General features: G+C 73.2%; 17 protein-coding genes. 10 read left to right on the top strand and 7 right to left on the bottom strand.

Annotated elements, in window-relative coordinates; all coding sequences use genetic code 11:
• Positions 1-27: 27 nt before the first annotated feature.
• Positions 28-933: an EamA family transporter gene (locus tag ACIOHG_RS19525; protein ID WP_400952052.1), complete on the bottom strand. Its 906-nt coding sequence runs from the start codon at positions 931-933 to the stop codon at positions 28-30.
• An 81-nt stretch (positions 934-1,014) separates the two neighbouring features.
• Here ACIOHG_RS19525 and ACIOHG_RS19520 point away from each other — a divergent pair, with 81 nt between their 5' ends.
• The 3 genes from ACIOHG_RS19520 to ACIOHG_RS19510 all read left to right on the top strand — a co-directional run bounded on the left by ACIOHG_RS19520 (position 1,015) and on the right by ACIOHG_RS19510 (position 4,591).
• Complete coding sequence (locus tag ACIOHG_RS19520; RefSeq protein WP_400952049.1) at positions 1,015-1,890, top strand: LysR family transcriptional regulator; 876 nt, start codon at positions 1,015-1,017, stop codon at positions 1,888-1,890.
• 206 nt (positions 1,891-2,096) lie between these two features.
• Positions 2,097-3,416: a bifunctional o-acetylhomoserine/o-acetylserine sulfhydrylase gene (locus ACIOHG_RS19515; RefSeq protein ID WP_400952046.1), complete on the top strand. Its 1,320-nt coding sequence runs from the start codon at positions 2,097-2,099 to the stop codon at positions 3,414-3,416.
• Complete coding sequence (locus ACIOHG_RS19510) at positions 3,413-4,591, top strand: homoserine O-acetyltransferase (RefSeq protein WP_400952212.1); 1,179 nt, start codon at positions 3,413-3,415, stop codon at positions 4,589-4,591. The genes ACIOHG_RS19515 and ACIOHG_RS19510 overlap by 4 nt, the downstream gene beginning before the upstream one ends.
• Positions 4,592-4,665: 74 nt before the next feature.
• Here ACIOHG_RS19510 and ACIOHG_RS19505 read toward each other — a convergent pair whose 3' ends face one another.
• Positions 4,666-5,088: a DUF350 domain-containing protein gene (locus tag ACIOHG_RS19505; RefSeq protein WP_400952043.1), complete on the bottom strand. Its 423-nt coding sequence runs from the start codon at positions 5,086-5,088 to the stop codon at positions 4,666-4,668.
• A 147-nt stretch (positions 5,089-5,235) separates the two neighbouring features.
• Between ACIOHG_RS19505 and ACIOHG_RS19500 the strand changes: the two genes are divergently transcribed.
• The gene (locus ACIOHG_RS19500) at positions 5,236-5,583 is read left to right on the top strand and encodes a hypothetical protein (protein ID WP_400952042.1); all 348 of its coding nucleotides are present in this window, start codon (positions 5,236-5,238) and stop codon (positions 5,581-5,583) included.
• A gap of 5 nt (positions 5,584-5,588) precedes the next feature.
• Positions 5,589-6,818, top strand: a complete 1,230-nt coding sequence (locus tag ACIOHG_RS19495) for a glutathionylspermidine synthase family protein (RefSeq protein ID WP_400952040.1) — start codon at positions 5,589-5,591, stop codon at positions 6,816-6,818.
• A 67-nt stretch (positions 6,819-6,885) separates the two neighbouring features.
• Here ACIOHG_RS19495 and ACIOHG_RS19490 read toward each other — a convergent pair whose 3' ends face one another.
• On the bottom strand, positions 6,886-7,137 hold the full coding sequence (locus tag ACIOHG_RS19490) for a hypothetical protein (protein WP_400952038.1): 252 nt from the start codon (positions 7,135-7,137) through the stop codon (positions 6,886-6,888).
• Positions 7,138-7,399: 262 nt separating this feature from the next.
• Between ACIOHG_RS19490 and ACIOHG_RS19485 the strand changes: the two genes are divergently transcribed.
• Both ACIOHG_RS19485 and ACIOHG_RS19480 read left to right on the top strand, forming a co-directional pair.
• The gene (locus ACIOHG_RS19485) at positions 7,400-7,558 is read left to right on the top strand and encodes a hypothetical protein (RefSeq protein WP_400952035.1); all 159 of its coding nucleotides are present in this window, start codon (positions 7,400-7,402) and stop codon (positions 7,556-7,558) included.
• Between the two features lie 6 nt (positions 7,559-7,564).
• Positions 7,565-7,813 (top strand): hypothetical protein, encoded by a 249-nt coding sequence (locus tag ACIOHG_RS19480; RefSeq protein ID WP_400952033.1) that lies wholly within the window; start codon positions 7,565-7,567, stop codon positions 7,811-7,813.
• A gap of 289 nt (positions 7,814-8,102) precedes the next feature.
• Here the strand turns inward: ACIOHG_RS19480 and ACIOHG_RS19475 are convergent, their stop codons facing one another.
• Complete coding sequence (locus tag ACIOHG_RS19475) at positions 8,103-10,940, bottom strand: AAA family ATPase (protein WP_400952031.1); 2,838 nt, start codon at positions 10,938-10,940, stop codon at positions 8,103-8,105.
• 831 nt (positions 10,941-11,771) lie between these two features.
• Between ACIOHG_RS19475 and ACIOHG_RS19470 the strand changes: the two genes are divergently transcribed.
• Positions 11,772-12,266 (top strand): DUF5709 domain-containing protein, encoded by a 495-nt coding sequence (locus ACIOHG_RS19470; RefSeq protein WP_400952029.1) that lies wholly within the window; start codon positions 11,772-11,774, stop codon positions 12,264-12,266.
• A 79-nt stretch (positions 12,267-12,345) separates the two neighbouring features.
• Here the strand turns inward: ACIOHG_RS19470 and ACIOHG_RS19465 are convergent, their stop codons facing one another.
• Positions 12,346-13,062, bottom strand: coding sequence for a carbon-nitrogen hydrolase family protein (locus ACIOHG_RS19465; protein WP_400952026.1), 717 nt, complete (start codon positions 13,060-13,062; stop codon positions 12,346-12,348).
• Positions 13,063-14,318: 1,256 nt separating this feature from the next.
• On the opposite strand from ACIOHG_RS19465, the gene ACIOHG_RS19460 reads away from it, so the two are divergent.
• Positions 14,319-15,326: a GNAT family N-acetyltransferase gene (locus ACIOHG_RS19460; protein ID WP_400952025.1), complete on the top strand. Its 1,008-nt coding sequence runs from the start codon at positions 14,319-14,321 to the stop codon at positions 15,324-15,326.
• Positions 15,327-15,486: 160 nt separating this feature from the next.
• Here the strand turns inward: ACIOHG_RS19460 and ACIOHG_RS19455 are convergent, their stop codons facing one another.
• Entirely contained in the window at positions 15,487-16,332 is an 846-nt protein-coding gene (locus ACIOHG_RS19455; RefSeq protein WP_400952023.1) for a spermidine synthase, read from the bottom strand.
• A 187-nt stretch (positions 16,333-16,519) separates the two neighbouring features.
• Here ACIOHG_RS19455 and ACIOHG_RS19450 point away from each other — a divergent pair, with 187 nt between their 5' ends.
• Positions 16,520-17,473, top strand: a complete 954-nt coding sequence (locus ACIOHG_RS19450) for an alpha/beta hydrolase (protein WP_400952021.1) — start codon at positions 16,520-16,522, stop codon at positions 17,471-17,473.
• 151 nt (positions 17,474-17,624) lie between these two features.
• Here the strand turns inward: ACIOHG_RS19450 and ACIOHG_RS19445 are convergent, their stop codons facing one another.
• On the bottom strand, positions 17,625-18,740 hold the full coding sequence (locus tag ACIOHG_RS19445) for an AI-2E family transporter (protein ID WP_400952019.1): 1,116 nt from the start codon (positions 18,738-18,740) through the stop codon (positions 17,625-17,627).
• Between the last annotated feature and the right edge of the window lie 366 nt (positions 18,741-19,106).

The following is a 19,106-nucleotide window of genomic DNA, read 5'->3' as shown; positions in this document are numbered from 1 at the left end:
TCCGAACCGGCCCGCAGGCAGGCCGGATCACCCGGCCCGGTCGGGCAGCTGTCCGGCGACGATCGAGGCCAGCGCGAGCCCGAAGCCGAGCAGTTGCACGGCGCCGAGGGTCTGGTCGAGCAGCAGCGCGCCGAGCGCGGCGGCCACCAGCGGGGAGAGCAGGCCGAGCACGGCGGCGGCGGTCACCGGCAGGCGGGCGATGCCCTGGAACCAGAGCGCGTAGGTGAGCAGCCCGCCGACCAGGCCGAGCCAGAGGTAGCCGAGCGCGGCCCGCCCGTCGACGGCCGGGGGCGCGCCCTCGAACAGGAGCGTCGACGGGAGCAGCAGGAGTCCGCCGGCGGTGAGCTGCCAGCCGGTGAGGGCGAGCGGGCCGACGCCTTCGGGGCGGCCCCAGCGCTTGGTGAGGACGACCCCGAGCGCCATGCTGGCGGCGCCGCCGAGTCCGGCGGCGATCCCGATCGCGTCGAGGTGGGCCCGGGGGCCGATCACCACCAGTCCGACGCCGAGCACGCCGACCAGCGCCCACAGCAGCCGCCGCCCGGAGAGCCGTTGGCCCAGCACCGGGACGGCGAGCAGGGCGACGACCATCGGCTGGGCCGCGCCCAGGGTGGCGGCGACGCCGCCGGGGAGGCGTTCGGCGGCGGTGAACAGCAGCGGCAGGAACAGCCCGATGTTCAGCGCGCCGAGCACGGCGGCCTTCCACCACCAGTCGCCGCGCGGCAGCCGGCGGGTGAGGGCCAGCGCGATCAGCCCGGCGGGCAGGGCGCGCAGCAGGGCGGCGAACATCGGGTGGGCGGGCGGCAGCAGCTCGGTGGTGACGACGTAGGTGGTGCCCCAGACGGCGGGGGCGATCGCGGTCAGCGCGGTGCGCGGCAGCAGGGCGGGGCCCGAACGGGCCTGCGACGTCGGGGTGGTGAGGGTGTTCGCGCTCATGACGGGAAGTCTGGCGCCGCCGTGAGCGATGAGTCCAACACATGTTTGTCAGCGCATCGATCTCGTTGCACGATGGATCGCATGGAGCTGCAACAGGTGCGCTACGTCCTCGCGGTCGCCGAGACGCTGAACTTCACCCGGGCCGCCGAGCGCTGCCTGGTGGTGCAGTCCGCGCTCAGCCACCAGATCGCCCGGCTCGAACAGGAGCTGGGGGCGCGGCTGTTCGAGCGGACCAGCCGCCGGGTGCGGCTGACGGCCGCGGGCGAGGCGTTCCTGCCCGCGGCCCGGCAGTGCCTGGAGGCGGCCGAGCGGGCGGCGGCCGAGGTCGCGGCGGCGGTCGGCGAGGTGCGCGGGCGGCTGGCGGTGGGGCTGATCCCGACCGTGACGGCGGTCGACATCCCGGCCGGGCTGCGGGAGTTCCGCGGCCGCCACCCGCAGGTCCGGGTCCGGCTGCGGGTCGGGGCCAGCAACGACCTGTCGGAGCTGGTCCGGCAGGGGGTGCTGGACGTCGCGTTCCTGGGCCTGCCGCCGGGGCTGCGGCCGCCGGGGGTGGCGGTGCGCGAGCTGGCCCGGGGGCGGCTGGTCGCGGTGGTGGCGCCGGACCACCCGCTGGCGGCCCGCCGCCGGGTGCCGTTGTCCGCGCTGGCGGCCGAGCCCTTCGTCGACCTGCCGGCCGGGACGGCCGGGCGGGCCCAGACCGACCTGGCGTTCGCGGCGGCGGGCCTGGTCCGGGACGTGGCCTTCGAGGTGGACGACGCCGCCTACATCCCGCGCCTGGTCGGGCCGGGCCTGGCGGTGGCGATGCTGCCGGCCGGGTACGTCCCCGGGCTGGCGGGCGTGGCGGTGGTCGAGGTGGTGGACGCGCCGACCCGGGTGGAGACAGTGGTGTGGCCGACCGCCGGGCCCTCCCCCGCCACGGCGGCCTTCCTGCGGCTGCTGGAGGTCCCGTCCTCCTGACCTCGAACTCCATTCGTACGATCATCATCTGATAGCCCGTCAGATGACTTCCGCATGTCCTCCCGTGACGCCCGATGGCCACTCGGGCGATCCGCTGGCGGGCCGCTCCCGGGCCGTGCTTGTCTGACGCCGTGACCGTCCCGCGGCCCTCCCGCGCCGCCGAACCTCCCGACGGTCCCCCGTCCCGCGCGCCCTCCAGGAGCGACATGTCCGAGCAGAGTGCTGTCCCCGTACCCGGCTGGTCCTTCGAGACCCGGCAGATCCACGCGGGCGCGCAGCCCGACCCGGCCACCGGGGCCCGGGCCGTCCCGATCTACCAGACCACCTCCTTCGCGTTCCGGGACACCGCGCACGCCGCCGACCTGTTCGCCCTGGCCGAGCCCGGCAACATCTACACCCGCATCCACAACCCGACCACCGACGTCCTGGAGCAGCGCCTGGCCTCGCTGGAGGGCGGCGTCGCCGCGGTCGCCCTGGCCTCCGGGCAGGCCGCCGAGACGCTGGCCCTGCTGACGGTGGCGGGCGCGGGCGACCACCTGGTCTCCTCCGCCTCGCTGTACGGCGGCACCTACAACCTGCTGCGGCACACCCTGCCCCGGTTCGGCATCGAGGTGAGCTTCGTCGAGGACCCGGACGACCCCGAGGCCTGGCGGGCGGCGATCCGCCCGAACACCAAGGCGCTGTTCGCGGAGTCCCTGGGCAACCCGCGCGGCAACGTGCTGGACATCCGCGCGGTCGCCGACGTCGCGCACGCCACCGGGGTGCCGCTGATCGTCGACAACACCGTGCCGACCCCGTACCTGCTGCGCCCGATCGAGCACGGCGCGGACGTGGTGGTCCACTCGGCCACCAAGTTCCTCGGCGGGCACGGCACCACCATCGGCGGCGTGGTCGTCGACGGCGGCACCTTCGACTTCGGCGCGCACGCCGAGCGCTTCCCCGGCTTCACCGAGCCCGACCCCAGCTACCACGGCCTGCGGTTCTGGGACGCCCTCGGGCCCGGCGCGTTCGCCGCCAAGCTCCGGGTCCAGCTGCTGCGCGACCTCGGCCCGGCGCTCTCCCCGCACTCGGCCTTCCTGCTGCTGCAGGGCGTCGAGACGCTCTCGCTGCGCCTGGAGCGGCACACCGCGAACGCCCTGGAGCTGGCCCGCTGGCTGGAGCAGCGCGACGAGGTCGCGGCCGTCCACTACCCGGGGCTGCCCTCCAGCCGCTGGTACGGCGCGGCGCAGCGCTACCTGCCGAACGGCGCCGGCGCGGTGCTCTCCTTCGAGCTGCGCGACGGTGTGGAGGCCGGGCGGCGCTTCGTCGACGGGCTGGAGCTGTTCAGCCACCTGGCCAACATCGGCGACGTCCGCAGCCTGGTGATCCACCCGGCGTCCACCACGCACAGCCAGCTGGACGCCGAACAGCTGGCCGCGACCGGCACCGCGCCGGGCCTGGTCCGGCTGTCGGTCGGCCTGGAGAGCGTCACCGACCTGCGGGCCGACCTGGAGGCCGGCTTCCGCTCGGCGAAGGGCGCGTCCTGAACGGCGCCGACCCGCTCGCCTCCCCGGCGGTCGCCTCTGCGGTCGCCGACCCGCCGGCCACCGGGGCCTGGCGGGACGGCGACCCGGCCGGGCGGCGCCGCTTCCTGGCGCTGCCCGGCCCGCTCGCCCTGGAGGCGGGCGGGGTGCTGCCGAACGCCCGCCTGGCGTACGAGACCTGGGGCACCCCGGCGCCCGACGGCTCCAACGCCGTCCTGGTGCTGCACGCGCTGACCGGCGACAGCCACCTCGCCGGTCCGGCCGGGCCCGGGCACCCGACGGCCGGCTGGTGGGACGCCCTGGTCGGGCCCGGGCGGGCGCTGGACACCGACCGCTGGTTCGTGGTCGCGCCGAACGTGCTCGGCGGCTGCCAGGGCTCCACCGGGCCCGCCTCGACCGCGCCCGACGGGCGGCCCTGGGGCGGGCGGTTCCCGTTCCTCACCCAGCGCGACCAGGTCGCCGCCGAGGCGGCGCTCGCCGACGCGCTCGGGATCGGGCGCTGGGCCCTGGTGGTCGGCGGCTCGATGGGCGGGATGCGCGCCCTGGAGTGGGCGGTGACGCACCCCCGGCGGGTCGGGGCGCTGCTGGTGCTGGCCAGTGCGGCGGCGGCCTCCGCCGAGCAGATCGCGCACGCCTCCGCCCAGTTGCACGCCGTCCGGGCCGATCCGGGCTGGCACGGCGGCGACTACCACCACCTGCCGCCCGGCGCGGGCCCGCACCGCGGCCTCGGCCTGGCCCGCCGGCTGGCCCAGCTCACCTACCGCAGCGAACCCGAGCTCGCCGCCCGCTTCGGCCGCGCCCCGCAGCCGGGCGAACACCCCTGGCGGGGCGGCCGGTTCGCCGTCGAGTCCTACCTCGACCACCACGCGGCCAAGCTGGCCCGGCGCTTCGACGCGGGCAGCTACGTGGTGCTCAACGAGGCGATGAACGCGCACGACCTCGGCCGGGGCCGGGGCGGCACCGCCGCCGCGCTGCGCCGCGTCACCGCCCCCGCGCTGGTCGCCGCCGTCGACTCGGACCGGCTCTACCCGCCCGCCCAGCAGGCCGAGCTCGCCGCCCTGCTCCCGCACGCCGACGCCCTGCGCACCCTCGCCTCCCCGCACGGCCACGACGGCTTCCTGCTGGAGACCGCCCAGGTCGCGCCGCTGTTCACCGAGCTGCTGCCGAAGCGCGGCTGACGCCCGCTCAGGCCCCGGTCCGGCTCGACCCTGGCCCTGCCCTGCCTTGCCCTGTCCCCCCTGCCCTGCCCGGCTCAGGCGATCGACGCGGCGACGATCGCGGCGGCGGCCAGGTTGCAGCTGGCCGAGACCCACACCGCCGGGTGCGGCTCGGTGGAGACCAGGATCGCGCCGAGCCGACCCGGCGTCAGCAGGTCCAGCAGCCAGAACGCCAGCGCCATCAGCAGCAGGCCCAGCACCCCGAAGCAGAGCGTCGACACCAGGCCCTTGCCGAAGTCGTCGTAGGTGTACCGGATCGCGGTGTACACGATCCCGCCGACGCCCAGCAGCGCGGAGCTGAGCAGCACCGCGGCGTTCCGGTTGCCCTCGGCCCAGATCAGCCGGCCGAGCCTGCCCGGGGTGAGCACGTCGATCAGCGCGTAGCCGAGCAGCAGGAGCAGCAGGCCGGCCAGGCCGTAGACGGCGGCCGCGCCGAGGCCGTGCAGGATGTCGTTCATCCGTGGGACTCCCCGGAGGGTCGGGCGCGGCCGTCCACCGCCGCGCCATGGTCAAGGATCGGCAAAAGATATCCCATTTCCCTGGCGTCCCATCAGGTTCCGGGGTCCCCACCCGTATCATTCGGGCCGCGCGTACCATGGTCCGCCATGACACCGCAGCCTTCCGTTCCCGCCGGCCCGGGGCAGCCGACCCCGACCGGGCGCCGCCGCTCGGGCTTCGTCACCCTGGGCATGGTCGGCACGCTCGCGCTGACCCTCTCCGGCTGTTCCTCCTCCTCGGGGAGCACGCCGAGCCGCTGCGTCGACCCGACCACCCTGAAGGTCCTCGACCGGCACTCCTGCTCGGCGGGCGGCACCGGCGCGGGCGCGGGCCGCTGGTACTACTGCGGCTACGGCGCCGGCACCGCCAGCGGCGGGACCTTCGACAAGGCCGCCACCCAGCGCGGCGGCTTCGGCTGCCCCAGCGGCAGCAGCAGCGGCTCGGGCGGGGGCTGATCGCGGTGCGCCGGCACACCATCGCCCCGCGGCCCGACTGGCTGGCGACCGTCGAGTCGCAGGGCCTCGTCTACGCGATGTGCTCCGACCCGTGCAACCAGGGCGGCCCGCACCCCTACTGGGACGAGAGCGCCTACTACGAGTTCTCGCTGCCCGAGGTCGAGGCCCTGGAGGAGGTGGTCGAGGAGCTGCACGAGCTCTCCCTCGCCGCCGCCGAACACGTCGTGCGCACCGGCCGCTTCGCCGACTTCGGGATCACCGACCCGCGGCTGGCCGCCGTGGTCGCCGAGTCCTGGCGGCGGCGCGCCGAACAGCCCAGCGTGTACGGGCGCTTCGACCTCGCCTACGACGGTACCGGCCCGGCGAAGTTGTTCGAGTACAACGCCGACACCCCCACCTCGCTGATCGAGGCGGCCGGCCCGCAGTGGTTCTGGCTGGAGGAGCGCTTCCCCGGCGCCGACCAGTGGAACTCGCTGCACGAGCGCCTGATCGCCTCCTGGGAGCGGCAGAAGCACCTCCTCCCGCCCGGGCCGGTGCACTTCGCGCACTCCCGCGGCGACACCGAGGGCGAGGACTGGCTCACCACCCTCTACCTCCAGGAGTGCGCCGAGCAGGCCGGGCTGCGGACCGTCGGCATCGCCATGGAGGACATCGGCTGGGACGGCCTCTCCGGCCGCTTCGTCGACCTGGAGCACCGCTTCATCCGCTCCGCGTTCAAGCTCTACCCGTGGGAGTGGCTGGCCGAGGACGAGTTCGCGGACCGGCTGCTCGACGTGATCGACCTCGGCGGCGGCACCGGCTCCACGCTGTGGATCGAACCGGCCTGGAAGATGCTGCTCTCCAACAAGGCGCTGCTGGCGGTGCTCTGGGAGCTGAACCCCGGTCACCCCCACCTGCTGCCCGCCTACCTCGACGGCCCCCGCGAACTCGCCGACCCCGACGGCCCCGGCTACGCGGCCAAGCCGCTGCTGGGCCGCGAGGGCGCGGGCGTCCGGATCGTCGAACCCGACGGCCGGGAGACCCGGCTCGCCGCCTGGGCCGGCGACCCGGACCGCTACGGCGCCGAGGGCCACTGCTACCAGCAGTACCACCCGCTGCCCGACTTCGACGGCAACCGCCCCGTCCTCGGCGCCTGGGTCGTCGACGGCGAGTCGGCCGGCCTCGGCATCCGCGAGACCGACGACTCCCCCATCACCCACCAGGGCGCCCGTTTCCTGCCCCACCTGATCCGCTGACGCCCGTGGCGCCGTCCGACCACCGCCCCGGGTGACGGAGGGTCAGCGTCCTTTCCCGGCGGCGCGATCAGCCCTCCGGGCCGACCGACCGGGCCGAGCAGGTCCGCTGCGCGGGGATCAGCACGGACCGCCCGCCGACCTGGGTCCGCCGGGGCGCGGACTGCTCGCTCCGCGGGGAGATCCGCGCCAGCGAAGCCAGCCGGGACCGGCTGGTCTGCCGTTCGACCGTCCCCCGGCAGCGCGACAGTGCGGCGGCCGACTCGTCCGGGGCGGTGAAGTGCTCGCTGGCGTACAGGCGGAAGCGTTCGCGGCGGGTCATCGAAACCTCCTGAGGGCGGTCGGTGGCCGGCTCTGGCCGTCATCGGGACACCCCAAGCAAACCCCCGCCCCCACCCACCGAACAATGCGTACCCCCTACCCATCGTCCGGCCCGAACTCTGGGTACCCCCACTCCCCGGCGGCCACTACCCAGCCTTCACCTCCCGGGTTGGGTACCACTACGCATTGATCACCCCTGCGGGCCACCGGTTAGCTGGGACCTGTTCACGCCCCAGACCCTCAACCCTCACCCGGAGGTCCGGATGACCCGCCGCGAACGCTTCCGCCTGTACGCCAGCGAGCACTTCGCCGACCTCGCCCCGCAGCCCGCGGCCGGCCGGGGCCGGGGCACCGTCGAACGCCAGACCCGGCGCGCCAACCTCGCCCGCCTGGCCCGGCTCCCGCACCGCCCCCGCCCCTGAGCCACCATGACGATCACCGCCACCGAGGCCGTCCCGCACCCGCCGCCCGGCTACGACCCGCCGCTCTGGCTGGTCACCATGCCCACCACCGACGCCACCGGCGCCCGCGGCGAACAGACCTTCGCCGTCCGCGCCGTCACCCACGCGGCCGCCCTCGCGGCCGCCGAGAGCACCGCCTTCGCCCACCCGGCCCTCCGCCACCGCCGCGGTGCCCACATCGACCCCAGCGCCGCGTACGCCACCCTGCACCACTGACCACCGCCCCACCCCACCCGCGGACCTGACCGACCGTCACCCCGCAGGCCCCACCGGTCCGCTCCCCGGCCGACCGGAACCCCCGCCCCGGACCAGGCAACCACCCACCCCTGGTCCGCACGGCCCCACCTCCCCGAGCGCCCCGATCAGCCCCGGCCCTTCGCACCGCCGCGGCCCTCCGCCCCTCCGCCCGGCCGTCCTGCTGAACGGCACCCCGACCGGGCGGCACCGTTCCGTTCCGGGCCGCTCCGTTCCCCTCAGCTCCTCTCAGCCCTTCGTCCGGCTCCTCTCAACCCTCCGCCTCCGTCAAGGCCTCCCCCACGTCCTTCCGCCCGACCCCGAGCTTGCGCAGCACGCTCGCCACGTGGTGCTCGACCGTGCGCGGCGACAGGAACAGCGCCTGCGCGACGTCCTGGTTGCTGGCGCCCTGCCCGACCAGTTCGGCGACCTGCCGTTCACGCGGCGACAGCGCCTCGCCGTAGCCGCGCCGCCCGGGCGAGGCCATCCGCCCCAGGCCGAGATCCCGCCGGGCGTGCTGGCAGCGGGCCGCGTCGGACGCCGCCCCCAGCGTGGTGTACGCCGCCTCCGCGGCGGCCAGCCGTTCCGCCGCGGTCTGCGGGTCACGTTCGGCGAGGGTCCGCGCCAGCCGCTCCTCCGCCCGGGCGACCTCGTACGGTCGGCCGATCGCGCGCCAGGAGTCGCGGGCCCGCCGGTAGGCCTCGATCGCCCCGCACGAGTCGGTGGCCTCCAGCAGGACCCCGCGCGCCAGCTCCAGGCCCGCGTGCGCGGCGGGCGCGTCGATGCCGTGCAGGGCGTCGGTGGCCTCCTCCACCAGGTGCCGCGCCCCGTCCTCGTCACCCACCGCCCGGGCCGTCTCGATCGCGACCGGCAGCAGCTCCGCGCTCCGGGCCCAGGCCCCGGCCTGCCGCAGGATGCCGACCGCCGGGGCCAGCACCTCGGCGGCGGCCTGCCCGCCGCGCTCCACCAGGTCCAGCCCGGCCAGGCCCGCGGCCGACCGAATCGCGGCGGTGACCTGCGACTCCCGCTCCCCGTAGCGGGCCGCGGAGGTGAACTCGGCCCGGGCCAGCGCCAGCCGCCCCCGGGCCGCCGCCAGCCTGCCCAGCAGCATCGCGCGCTCGGCGGTGGCCATGGCCACGTCCGGGAACTCGGTGCCGAGCGCCTCGAACCGCTCCTCCAGGCCCTGCCAGCGGCCGGCCAGCCCGTCGAGGCGCAGCAGGGCGATCCGGCTGTAGCACTCCAGGTAGGAGATCGCGGCCTGCCGGGCCAGGGCGCGGCTCTCCGCGAGCAGCCGCCCGGCCCGCTGGTCGTGGCCGGTCTCCAGGGCGATGTCGCCGACGTTGAACAGGGCGCGGGTAGTCTGCCGGACCAGTTCGGGACTGCGGGCGTCGCGGGGCAGCCGGTCCAGTTCGGGCCAGAGCTCCGGGTCGCCCTCGCGGGCCTGGAAGGTCAGCCGGGTGGCCCGGTAGGCGGCGGCGACCTCCTCGTCCGGTTCGGCCTCCAGCGCGGCGGCGGCCTTGGCCATCCGCTCCCATCCGGCCGCCGCACCGCCGTCGCGTTCGTTCATGGCGAGCGCGACCAGGGCCCGGGCCGCCCGGGCCGGACGCTCGGCGAGTTCGTCCGCGGCCTGCTCTATCTGCGCGAACCCGGACCGGTCGCCGCCCTGGACGGCGAGGCGCAGACCCAGCGTCAGCCGGATCTCGCCGCGGTCGGCCACCGGCAGCCTGGGGTCGGCGATGATGCCGGCCAGGGTCTCGGTGCTGGCGGTGTCGTCGGCTGCGTTGGCAGCGATCCCGGAGAGCGCGCGGGCGGCCCTGCCGCGGCGCTCCGGCGCGAGGTCGGCCTCGGCGAGCAGTTCGCGCAGCAGTGGACCGGCCGCCGCCGTGTCGCCCTGCTGCACCGCCTGCTCCGCGGCGGCTTCGGCGGCCTGCTGCCAGGCCTCCCGGTCGCCGAGGGCGCGGGTGTGGGCGGCGATCCGGGCCAGCGGCTGCGGTTCCGCGGTGCGGAGCGCCGCGATGGCGCGCCGATGCAACGCCGACCGGATCGGGCCCGGTATCCGCCGGTACGCCACCTCCCGGGCGGGCGCCCACCGGAACGCGTACCTGGCTGGTTCGGGTTCGTCGAGGACCGCCGCCCGCAGGGCCTCGACCAGCCCCGCCGAAACCCGTTCCGCCGGCAGGGCGGCGACCTCGGCGATCAGTTCCTCCGTCGCGGGGCCGTCGAGGACCGCCGCGGTCTCCACGACCAGTCGCCCGTCGGGCCCCAGCCCCGCCAGCCGCTCGGTGATCGTGTCGTGCAGGCCGCGCGGCAGCCCGGCAGCGGCCAGCACCGTCGGCGGGTCCGTGTGCGGGCCGCTCGCCCGAACCGTCACCAGGTCCTCCAGCACGGCGGCGGGCAGGCCGCCGGAGCGTTCGTGCAGCAGGGCCGCCAGTGCCGGGGTGGCGCCGGAGCCGAGTTCGGCGCGGGCCAGCTCCAGTACCTCGGTCTCGTCCAGCGGTGGGACCTGGAGCAGGCCGCCCGCCACCCCCGGCGGGCAGCGGTAGGCCGCGCCCAGCACCGACGTCCCCTCCGGCATCTCGTCCGCGCGGTAGGTCACCACCAGCGAGAGTCCCGGCTGGGCGTCCCTGGCGAGGACCAGCAGCAGCTCCCGGGTCGCCCGATCGGCCCACTGCGCGTCCTCGACCTGCAACACGACCTCGCCGAGGGCGCCGAGCAGTGCCCGGGCTCCCTGCAGCACCCGGTACTGCTCGCTCCCGCCGGTGACGTCCTCCGGGAGCCGGGAGGCCAGGTCCGGCAGCCACGGCCGCAGTGCGCCCGCACTGCGTGGCACCTGCTCGGCCTCGGGCAGCAGCGGGCCGCTGTGCCGCAGCGCGTCGAACAGCGGTCCGTACGGTGTCGGCTCGGCCACCGGATGGCAGCGACCGGTCAGCGCACGGTGCGGCGGCACCGCCGCTTCCGCCAGTGCCCGCTCGACCAGGACGGACTTCCCGATGCCCGCTCCGCCCTCGACCAGCACGACCGCCGGAGCGGCCCGCAGGGCCTCCGCCAGCCGCGCCACCTCGGACCGCCGCCCGACGAAGGCCGGCACCCCGCCACCGTTCATCACCATCGCGCACCCCATCCGCACACCCGACCCGACCGCACCAACCGGCGAGAGCACGTGCCTGCCATGCGCCCCATCATGCCGTGCCGCCCCACCGCGCCGGTCCCCGCCCACCGTCGGACCGCCGCCCCGCAACACCATCCGCACCCGCACCCTCCGCTCCCGATAGTCCGTACCCGTTGCAGCCTTGCCTCGCCTTCCCCCTACTCGCTCTCGACCTCGGCCTCGATGTAGCCGAGTCCGTACCTGCACCCGACGTACCGTCCCCGTGCGCTCCGCCCCTGTTCCGTTCCTCCCACCTCCGCCGCCAGCGGACCCGGCCCCGCCATCGCCGCCTGCGCCGACCCGGGCGCACCCGTTTCCCTACACACGGCTCCTCGCGCGGCGGCTTCCACCTGGACCGGCTCCACCCGCGATCCGGGCCACGGCCCCATCAGCACCCGAGCCTGCTCGCCCACAGCCGGACCGTCGCCCGCGCCCGTTTCGCCCACCCTCACCGTCGGCCTCCCGATCTTCCGCTGTCGCTCCGACACCTCCACTCCATCTCGCGCTCCCGTCCACCCGTCCCGTTCTTGACGCCTTCGCTACGCCCACGAAGCGCCTGTTGATGTTTTCCCTCGCCGCACGCCCCGGACCCTCACCGTTCTGACCACGTCCGACCACATCCGGCCGCATCCGGCCAGCCTCCTCCAGGGCCGCAGGCTCGCCCCCTCGGGCACCGTCACCCCTCGTGCCGCCGCAGTTCCAGACCGCTCCGTGTTGCGGGCCGGGTGGCTCCCTGGCGAGCATGAAGAAACTGCGTGTGACCTCACCCGAGCGACGAGGACAGGTGCTGTCATGACCGACTGGGACGCCCAGGACCCGGAACCCGCCGAGGACGACGGCGTTCTCGAACCGGCCGATTCCCTGCTCACGGACCGGTTGAACGACGATCCGCTGGACACGGGCGTCATCCCCCCGGACGGCTACCAGGGCGCGACCGCGTACGGCACGACCCCCGAGGAGGCCGAGCGCGGCGAGTCCTTGGAGCAGTTGCTGTCGAAGGAGGAGCCCGACGACATCCCCGACGTGGTCGACGACCGCTGGTCCGACGGACCCTCCCCGCGGGCGGGCCGCCTCGTCGAGGACGGCATCGACACCGAGGGCACCGATGTCGGCCCCGACTGCGGTGCCGCCAGCGCCGAGGAGGCCGCAGTGCACCTGGTGTACCCGGACGATGACGCCGAGGCCGAGTTCGACGACGCCGGTCCGGACGAACCGCTGCGCGAGGCAGTCCGCTTCACCGTGCTCGACGACCTGGCGGACCGGGTGCCCGACGACGACTACCGCTGACCGGCCAGCAGGTCTCCAACCAATAACCTCCGCACCACCTCCTCGGCCACCGTCCCAGCCGTCCTGTGGTCACGCCGACTCATCCCTGTCTCTCCACCTCCAGGTCGGCCACCAGCAGTTGCGGTCCGCTCCCGTCGGCCTCCGCCACCACGTCCCCACCCGGTGACCACGCGGCACTCCCGCCACACCCCGTCCAGGGGCCGGCAGTGCCGACGTGGTTGGCGAGCACCACATGCATACCGGTGGCCTTCGCTATCGCCGGGTGCACGGTGCGTCGTTCTTCCCGCCCACTCCCGGTCCCGTACAGCGAACTCGCCAGGTGCACCTGGCAGCCCTGCGCGGCGTTCCGCGCCGACACCTCGGGAAAGTGGTTGTCGTAGCAGGTGGCCAGTGAGTAACCCACACCGTTCCACCGGAACCGGCCGCCGCCGACGCCGGGCTCGAACACACCCTGCTCGTTCTCGTACAAGTGCTCCTTCGCGTAGGTCGCCAGCACCTCGCCGTCCGGCCCGAACACGATGCTTTCGATCCGCGGCCGCCCTCCCGGGCCATGCCGCACACCGTTGACCACCAGAACGATCCCAACGCCCCTCAACGGGGCCAGCCTCGGATCGTCCGGCTCGGTCCACAACTCCCGGCCGGCCGAGATGAGCTCCAGCTCATACCCAGTCAAAGCCAGTTCCGAGCAGACCAGCACCTCCGCGCCGACCTCCCGCGCCTCCTGCGCCAGACCTGCGATGGTCCCGACATTGGCCGCCACATCTCCGACAGCACACTCAAACTGAGCTGCCGCCACCCGTACTTTCCCCATCCGTTTCCCCTACTTTCTCCCACCATCACGCTGGCGGTCGGGCCCGCTCGCCCTGCGGCGTTCTCCTCGGCCCAGCCCGTGGGCCGCGCGACCCCTTTCGCACACAGGACGCATGGAGCGCTGTCCTCGGCCGTCGGCACCAGGATCAACCACCCATCAACGATGATCAAGAAGCTGCCGAACGACCGACTTCCGCTTCATGCGCCAGCACAGGCGACAACAGCAACCACCCTCTTCCACGTCTGCGCTGACAAACACCGTGTCGTCTGGCTCCCCAGCGCACTCCGCTGTCGGCATCCGTCGCGCACTCCACCAAGTCGCCCGCCTCCACCGAAACGCCCAGTTCGCCGCACAATCACCGAACCTTTCGAACACAGGGTTCTCATTACCACCCGACATCGGTGACGCCATGGCTCCGAAGCCCAGCGGCACGTATCGAAACGAGTGATGAACAGGCTGATCCACTTGGCCACCTGGCCAATCCCCGCAGTCAGCCGCCGGCAGCTCCCATGAGCGGATCAGCGCAACCCGTCAGACCATTCACACCACCTTCGCTCACCGAATCCGACAGCCTCGCCCCCGATCCCCAAGAATCGACGCCTCCACTTCACCTTCGACACCAACAGTTCGACATCAACAGCAGGCAGCCACCCAGCTCCATCTGCCCACAAAGGATTGTCAAACTCGGCCATGGCGGCCACAGGACGCCCTTCGGCCCGCCGACGATGGGCAGCCCATCCGGTCGACTGACGCGGCAACCCCCGGCCACCCGCCGACACCCACGCCCGGGACCGGACTCTATCCACAGCCAAGAACAGAGAAAAATAAATTTCCCATAAAACTCAAGAGATTAATCCGATTAACTGGACCTCGACCCCGGGGTGACCCCGCACACCCAGCCAGGGCACCCCACCAAGACCAATTGGCAGCCAAATAAAACGTAGGGAAAACGTTTCTCCCTACCCCTGCAAGGATTCAATCGACCGCAACGAGAGCCGAACGGCCCCTCGATAATTAATTTGCACACGGCGTTCATGGCATCTAATCTCTGGGATCAATGAACGCCGGCCAGTCGACCGGCAGCAGCCGAGAGGAGGCGTGCGATGGTTCCGATAAGCGGTGTCCGGTCCACGGCGCCCCCGATCACAGCCCCTCCTGGCGAGCCGGATTCTCCGTGCTGCAGCACTCACGGGTTGCCATGATCGCTTGGGCGCCTCCCAATCTCCTTCTCAGGAGGCACCGTGATCTTCCGTCCGATCGTCCCCCAAGAGCTCGGTTCCGTTCTGGCGCACGTCCAGCCGGACTCCTCCACCGCGCTCTCCGCTGATCTCATCCGCTCCCGCCTCGCGCTGGGCGAATACCGACCAGGGTGGATCTGGATCGCTGAGCCCGTGCCCGGCAGGACACCGATGGCGATCGCCGTCTGGTGGGGAAGGCCGCTGGACTGCCATCCCGGCAGTCTGGACGCGCTGTTCGCGCCGCTCGGGCCCCTCCCGGTCTCCACCGGCTCGTCCCGGCCGGCGTCCTGGGCCGCGTCCTGTTCCACCGATCCGCGCAGTGCTGTGGCTGCTGCCCTGCTCACGGCGGCGCATCAGGTCTTTGCCGCCGACGGTCTCGCCATCGCACCACCGTTCCACCTCTTCCTGCCGCCCGAATGGCACGCCCGTTCGGACGTGGCCGCCGCAGTCGCGTGGCGGCGCCGAGCAGCGGAGGCTGCGGGTCTTCGCTGCGCCAACGAACGCCTACGGTTCGAGTGGACGACCGATCGGCCCGTTCCGGCACTGTCCGGGAGGCTGCGATTCGTTCCCGAACCCGACGACGAAGTCTTCGTCCGCCTGATCCGCCGTGTGCTTCCCGGCACCCTGGAACGGGCCGGCATCCGGGAGTGCATGCTCGTCGGCGCCGAGGCACAGGCCCGGGCCGAAGTCGCCTTCTACCGCCAGGAGATGTTGGGGAAGCGGGCTTGGTGGCGAATAGCCCGCACGACAACGGGCCAGGTGGTGGGGTTCGGCATCCCCTCCCACAACTCGGAGGTGCCCGTCACCGGCTGCCTCGGGGTACTTCCGGAGTTCCGCGGCCGCGGCTTCGCAGCCGAGATCCTCGCCGAGACGACCAGGATTCTGTCCGTCGAAACGGGGGCGGCCCTGATTCGCGGAGAAACCGACGCCACCAACCACCCGATGGTCGCCGCCTTCGAACTGGTCGGCTACCTCGACCACGCTCGCCGTCTCGTCCTGTCCGCCAACTGACCGACCGCTGGTGCGACGCCCGGCCTCCCGCCCCGCCGGGCGTCGCACCCAACAGCCCATCACCGCGAAGTCCCGAAGACCCGCCAAGACTCCAAAAGACGAAGGAGGCCCCGTGCAGTACGACTTCACCTACGCCGGACCACCGCGGCCGCCGCTGGGTTCAGTTCAGCGAGAAGGCCCCGGCCGGTGGCGGTGGCGAATCCTCGGCTGTCGCGTCGGTGACCGGCTCTGCCGCCTGCTCCGGCGACTCCGTCAGCCGTGCCGGGAAAGGGTCGGCGGCGAGCAGTCGCGTCAGTTCCCCGGCAGGGATCGGCCCGTCGGAGCCGATCAGCAGGATGTTCCCGTAGCGGCGCCCGCGCAGGACCGCAGGCTCGGCCACCAGGCAGATGTGCGCGAACACGGCCGCAAGGGTCGCCGCCTGGGCCTTGGCGAAGGCGAGTGGAGGTCCGTCGGCAAGGTTCGCCGCGTAGTAGCCTCCGGGGCGGAGCGCAGCCGCCGCCGACTGGACGAACTCGACACTGGTGAGGTGGGCCGGCGTCCGCGAGCCGCGGAACACGTCCGCGACGACCACGTCGACGCTTGCCTCTTCGACCGCAGCGAGCGCGGCCCGGGCGTCGTCGACGGTGACCTCGATGCCCGTCGGCCACGGCAGGTGGTCCGCAATGAACTCCGTCAGCGGGCCATCCACCTCGACCACCTGCTGCCGCGAGCCCGGGCGCGTCCGCGCCAGGTAGCGGGGAAGCGTCAAGGCCCCTCCGCCCAGATGCAGGGCGTCCAGCGGCTCCCCCGGGTCCGCGGCCACGTCCAGCAGGTGCGCGATCCGTTGGACGTACTCGAACTCGAGGTACGTGGGGTCCTGGAGGTCGACGTAGGACTGCGGGGTGCCGTCGAGGGTGAGCAGCCAGCCACCGTCGCGGTCGATGTCGGGCATCAACTTCGCGGTCCCCAGCGCCACTACCCGTTCGACCGGAAGCGGCTCCGACGCATCGGCCGGCGTGCCCGTCATCGGCCGGGCCGCCGAGGAGCGACGGGACGAAGAACGAGCAATAAAGCGACGACCATGCGGGCAGCTTAGGCCCCATCAGGGCGGTCTTCCCAAACGGACGGGGCTACCGACCGGTATGGTCACTGAGGAGATCCCGCCCGGGGAGGTCCCTGGCGGTGCGGCGCAGCGGGAAATGGGTGTGGCTGGCGTGGAGTTCCGTGAAGACATCCTGGGTGCCCCGTACGAGGCGGTGGAGCTCCCCCTCCTCCCGGACGAGGAAGGGGAGGTGAGCGCCACCCTGGTCCGCCGGCTGGTTCAGGGCTCGCGCCAGGCGGTGCTGTACCTGCACGGCTACACCGACTACTTCTTCCAGACCCATCTGGCCGACCACTACAACGCTGCGGGTTTCTCCTTCTACGCGCTGGACCTGCGCAAGTACGGCCGCTCGCTCCGGCCTCACCACTCGCCGAACTTCGTGACGGACCTCCGCACCTACGACGAGGAGCTGGACGAGGCGGTCCGCATCATCCGCGAACTCGACGGCCACACCCGGCTGTTGGTGAACGGGCACTCGACCGGCGGTCTGGTGGCGGCACTGTGGGCGGCCCGGCGCGAGGGGCTCGGCCTGATCGACGGCCTGTTCCTGAACAGCCCGTTCCTGTCGATGCCGACCGCTCCCGCCGTCCGAACGCTCGGCGCCCCCGCTCTCGACGCCCTCGGGCGGGCCGCACCGACCCGCAAGCTCCCGGCCCCGTTGAATCCGCACTACGTCCACAGTCTGCACCGGAACCACCGTGGCAGTTGGGAGTTCGACCTGGCGTTGAAGCCTGCCGAGGGCTTCCCGCTCTTCGCGGGGTGGCTCGCGGCGATCCAGCGCGGACACCGCCTGGTCCGCCGCGGGCTTGCCGTCGACTGCCCGGTCCTGCTGATGGCCTCGACCGCCTCCACCGTCACCAACCGCTGGGACGAGGCGCTGATGCGCACCGACGCGGTCCTCCGGGCCGACGACATCGCCGCACTCGCACCGCGTCTCGGACCGCACGTCACCACTGTCCGGATCGAGGGAGGCGTTCACGACCTGGTCCTGTCCGGCGAACCGGCCCGCACCCAGGTGTTCGCCGAACTCGACCGGTGGCTGACCGCCTACTTCCCGACCCCCTGACCGCCTTCCCGGCAGTCCCCCAACCGGCTCGCCAACGCCCGCTCCACACCAGTCCACCTCCGACCGACTGCCCCTGACGACCCGTCGGGCCGCGCCTCTTCCGAAGCGCGGCCGGGGTCGATGGGAAAGTCGACAGATCGACCGGCCGACGTCAGCTCTCGGCCCGAGAGTGCCTGCGTCGACTCATGGGCCCGCCCTGCTGCCCACCCCTGTCCCGGAGGACGGAGATCACTCCGAGGCCAGCCGCACTGACCGGGACGGCCAGCAGGGCGCCGATGATGCCGGCGATCCCCGAACCCGCCACCACCGCGATCATGATCGTGGCGGGATGCAGTTCGACGGTCCGGCTCTGGATGACGGGCTGCAGGATGTTTCCCTCGATCGCCTGAACGGCCAGCACCACGCCCAGCGCCCACAGCGCGGTCCCCAGGCCACCGTTCGCCAGGGCCACGAGTACGGCCACCGTCCCCGACAGAAAGGCTCCGACAAAAGGAATGTAGGCCCCCATGAACACCAGCGCGCCGAGGCCGGCCGCGCCCGGTACGCCCAGGACCAACAGTCCGATGGAGATGAAGGTGGCGTCGATCAGCGCGATCAGTGTGGTCCCGCGCATGAAACCCGCCATCGCCGCGAAAGCCTGCTGACCGCAGGCGATCACGGTGTCCGAGTGGCCGCCGGGGAAGGCGTTCTGGACGGCGTCCCCGAAGCGGTGGCCGTCGCGCAGGAAGAAGAAGACCAAGGCGAGCGCCAGAACGCCGCCCGTGAGCAGCTGCGTCACCAGGCCGAGGCCGGACAGCACGCCGGTCGCCAGCGAGTCGATCAGCGTGCTCCCGGAGCCCGAGCTCTGCTGCAAGGCGTACTGGACCTTGTCGCCGAACGGCCCCAGCCAGGAAGCGATCCGGTCACCGGCCTGTCGCAGGCCGGAGGCGATCTGCGGGGCGCTGTTCACCAAGGAGTTGACCAGCAGCGCGATGCCTCCGGTAACGGCCAGGACCAGGACGGTGCAGGTCAACCCGGCTGCGGCACCACGACTGACGCCCCGCCGGACCAGCCACGGCATGACGGGGTGGAGCAGCGCGGTGGCCAGCAGCGCGATCAGGATCGGGATCGTCGCCGCCCGTAGCTCCACCACCACGAACACCGCGAAGGCCGCCACCGTGAGGAGGAGGATCACCGCCGCCGACCAGGCGGCAGCCGCCCGAACCGATGGCGGCAGCATCTGGGACGGCCGCCGGTCGTCCGGCAAGGGTCTTTCCACCACGACCACCGCTCCTGCGGAGCTCGATGCTCGCTCAGCGCCCATGGAGGTGTTTCCTGTTGACGACGACTCCGCACCGGGACCGTCGCCCCGCCCGGGGTCCCGGTACGAACCCTTGGGCTCCTGGGCGCCCTGGTCGCCACTTCGGCCCGGCAGGTCCTGCGGGACCGGACCCTGGCCCGACCGGTCCTGCGGATCTTTGGGATTCTGCGGGCCCTGCGGATTCGAGGAGTCCTCTGCCGCCACCGCCACCTCCGCGACAAGACGCCATCATGATCGTCTCATTGCAGCACATGAGGGTGGTATCCGACGGAACGGACAGAACGGCGCGGCGCGTCGGCCGCCCCGCCGTTCCTCCCCGCTCGCGCCCTCCCA

Origin of the sequence: Kitasatospora sp. NPDC088134 (assembly GCF_044741705.1) — a bacterium.
Classification (GTDB): domain Bacteria; phylum Actinomycetota; class Actinomycetes; order Streptomycetales; family Streptomycetaceae; genus Kitasatospora.
This window is presented reverse-complemented; position numbering and strand designations above follow the sequence as displayed.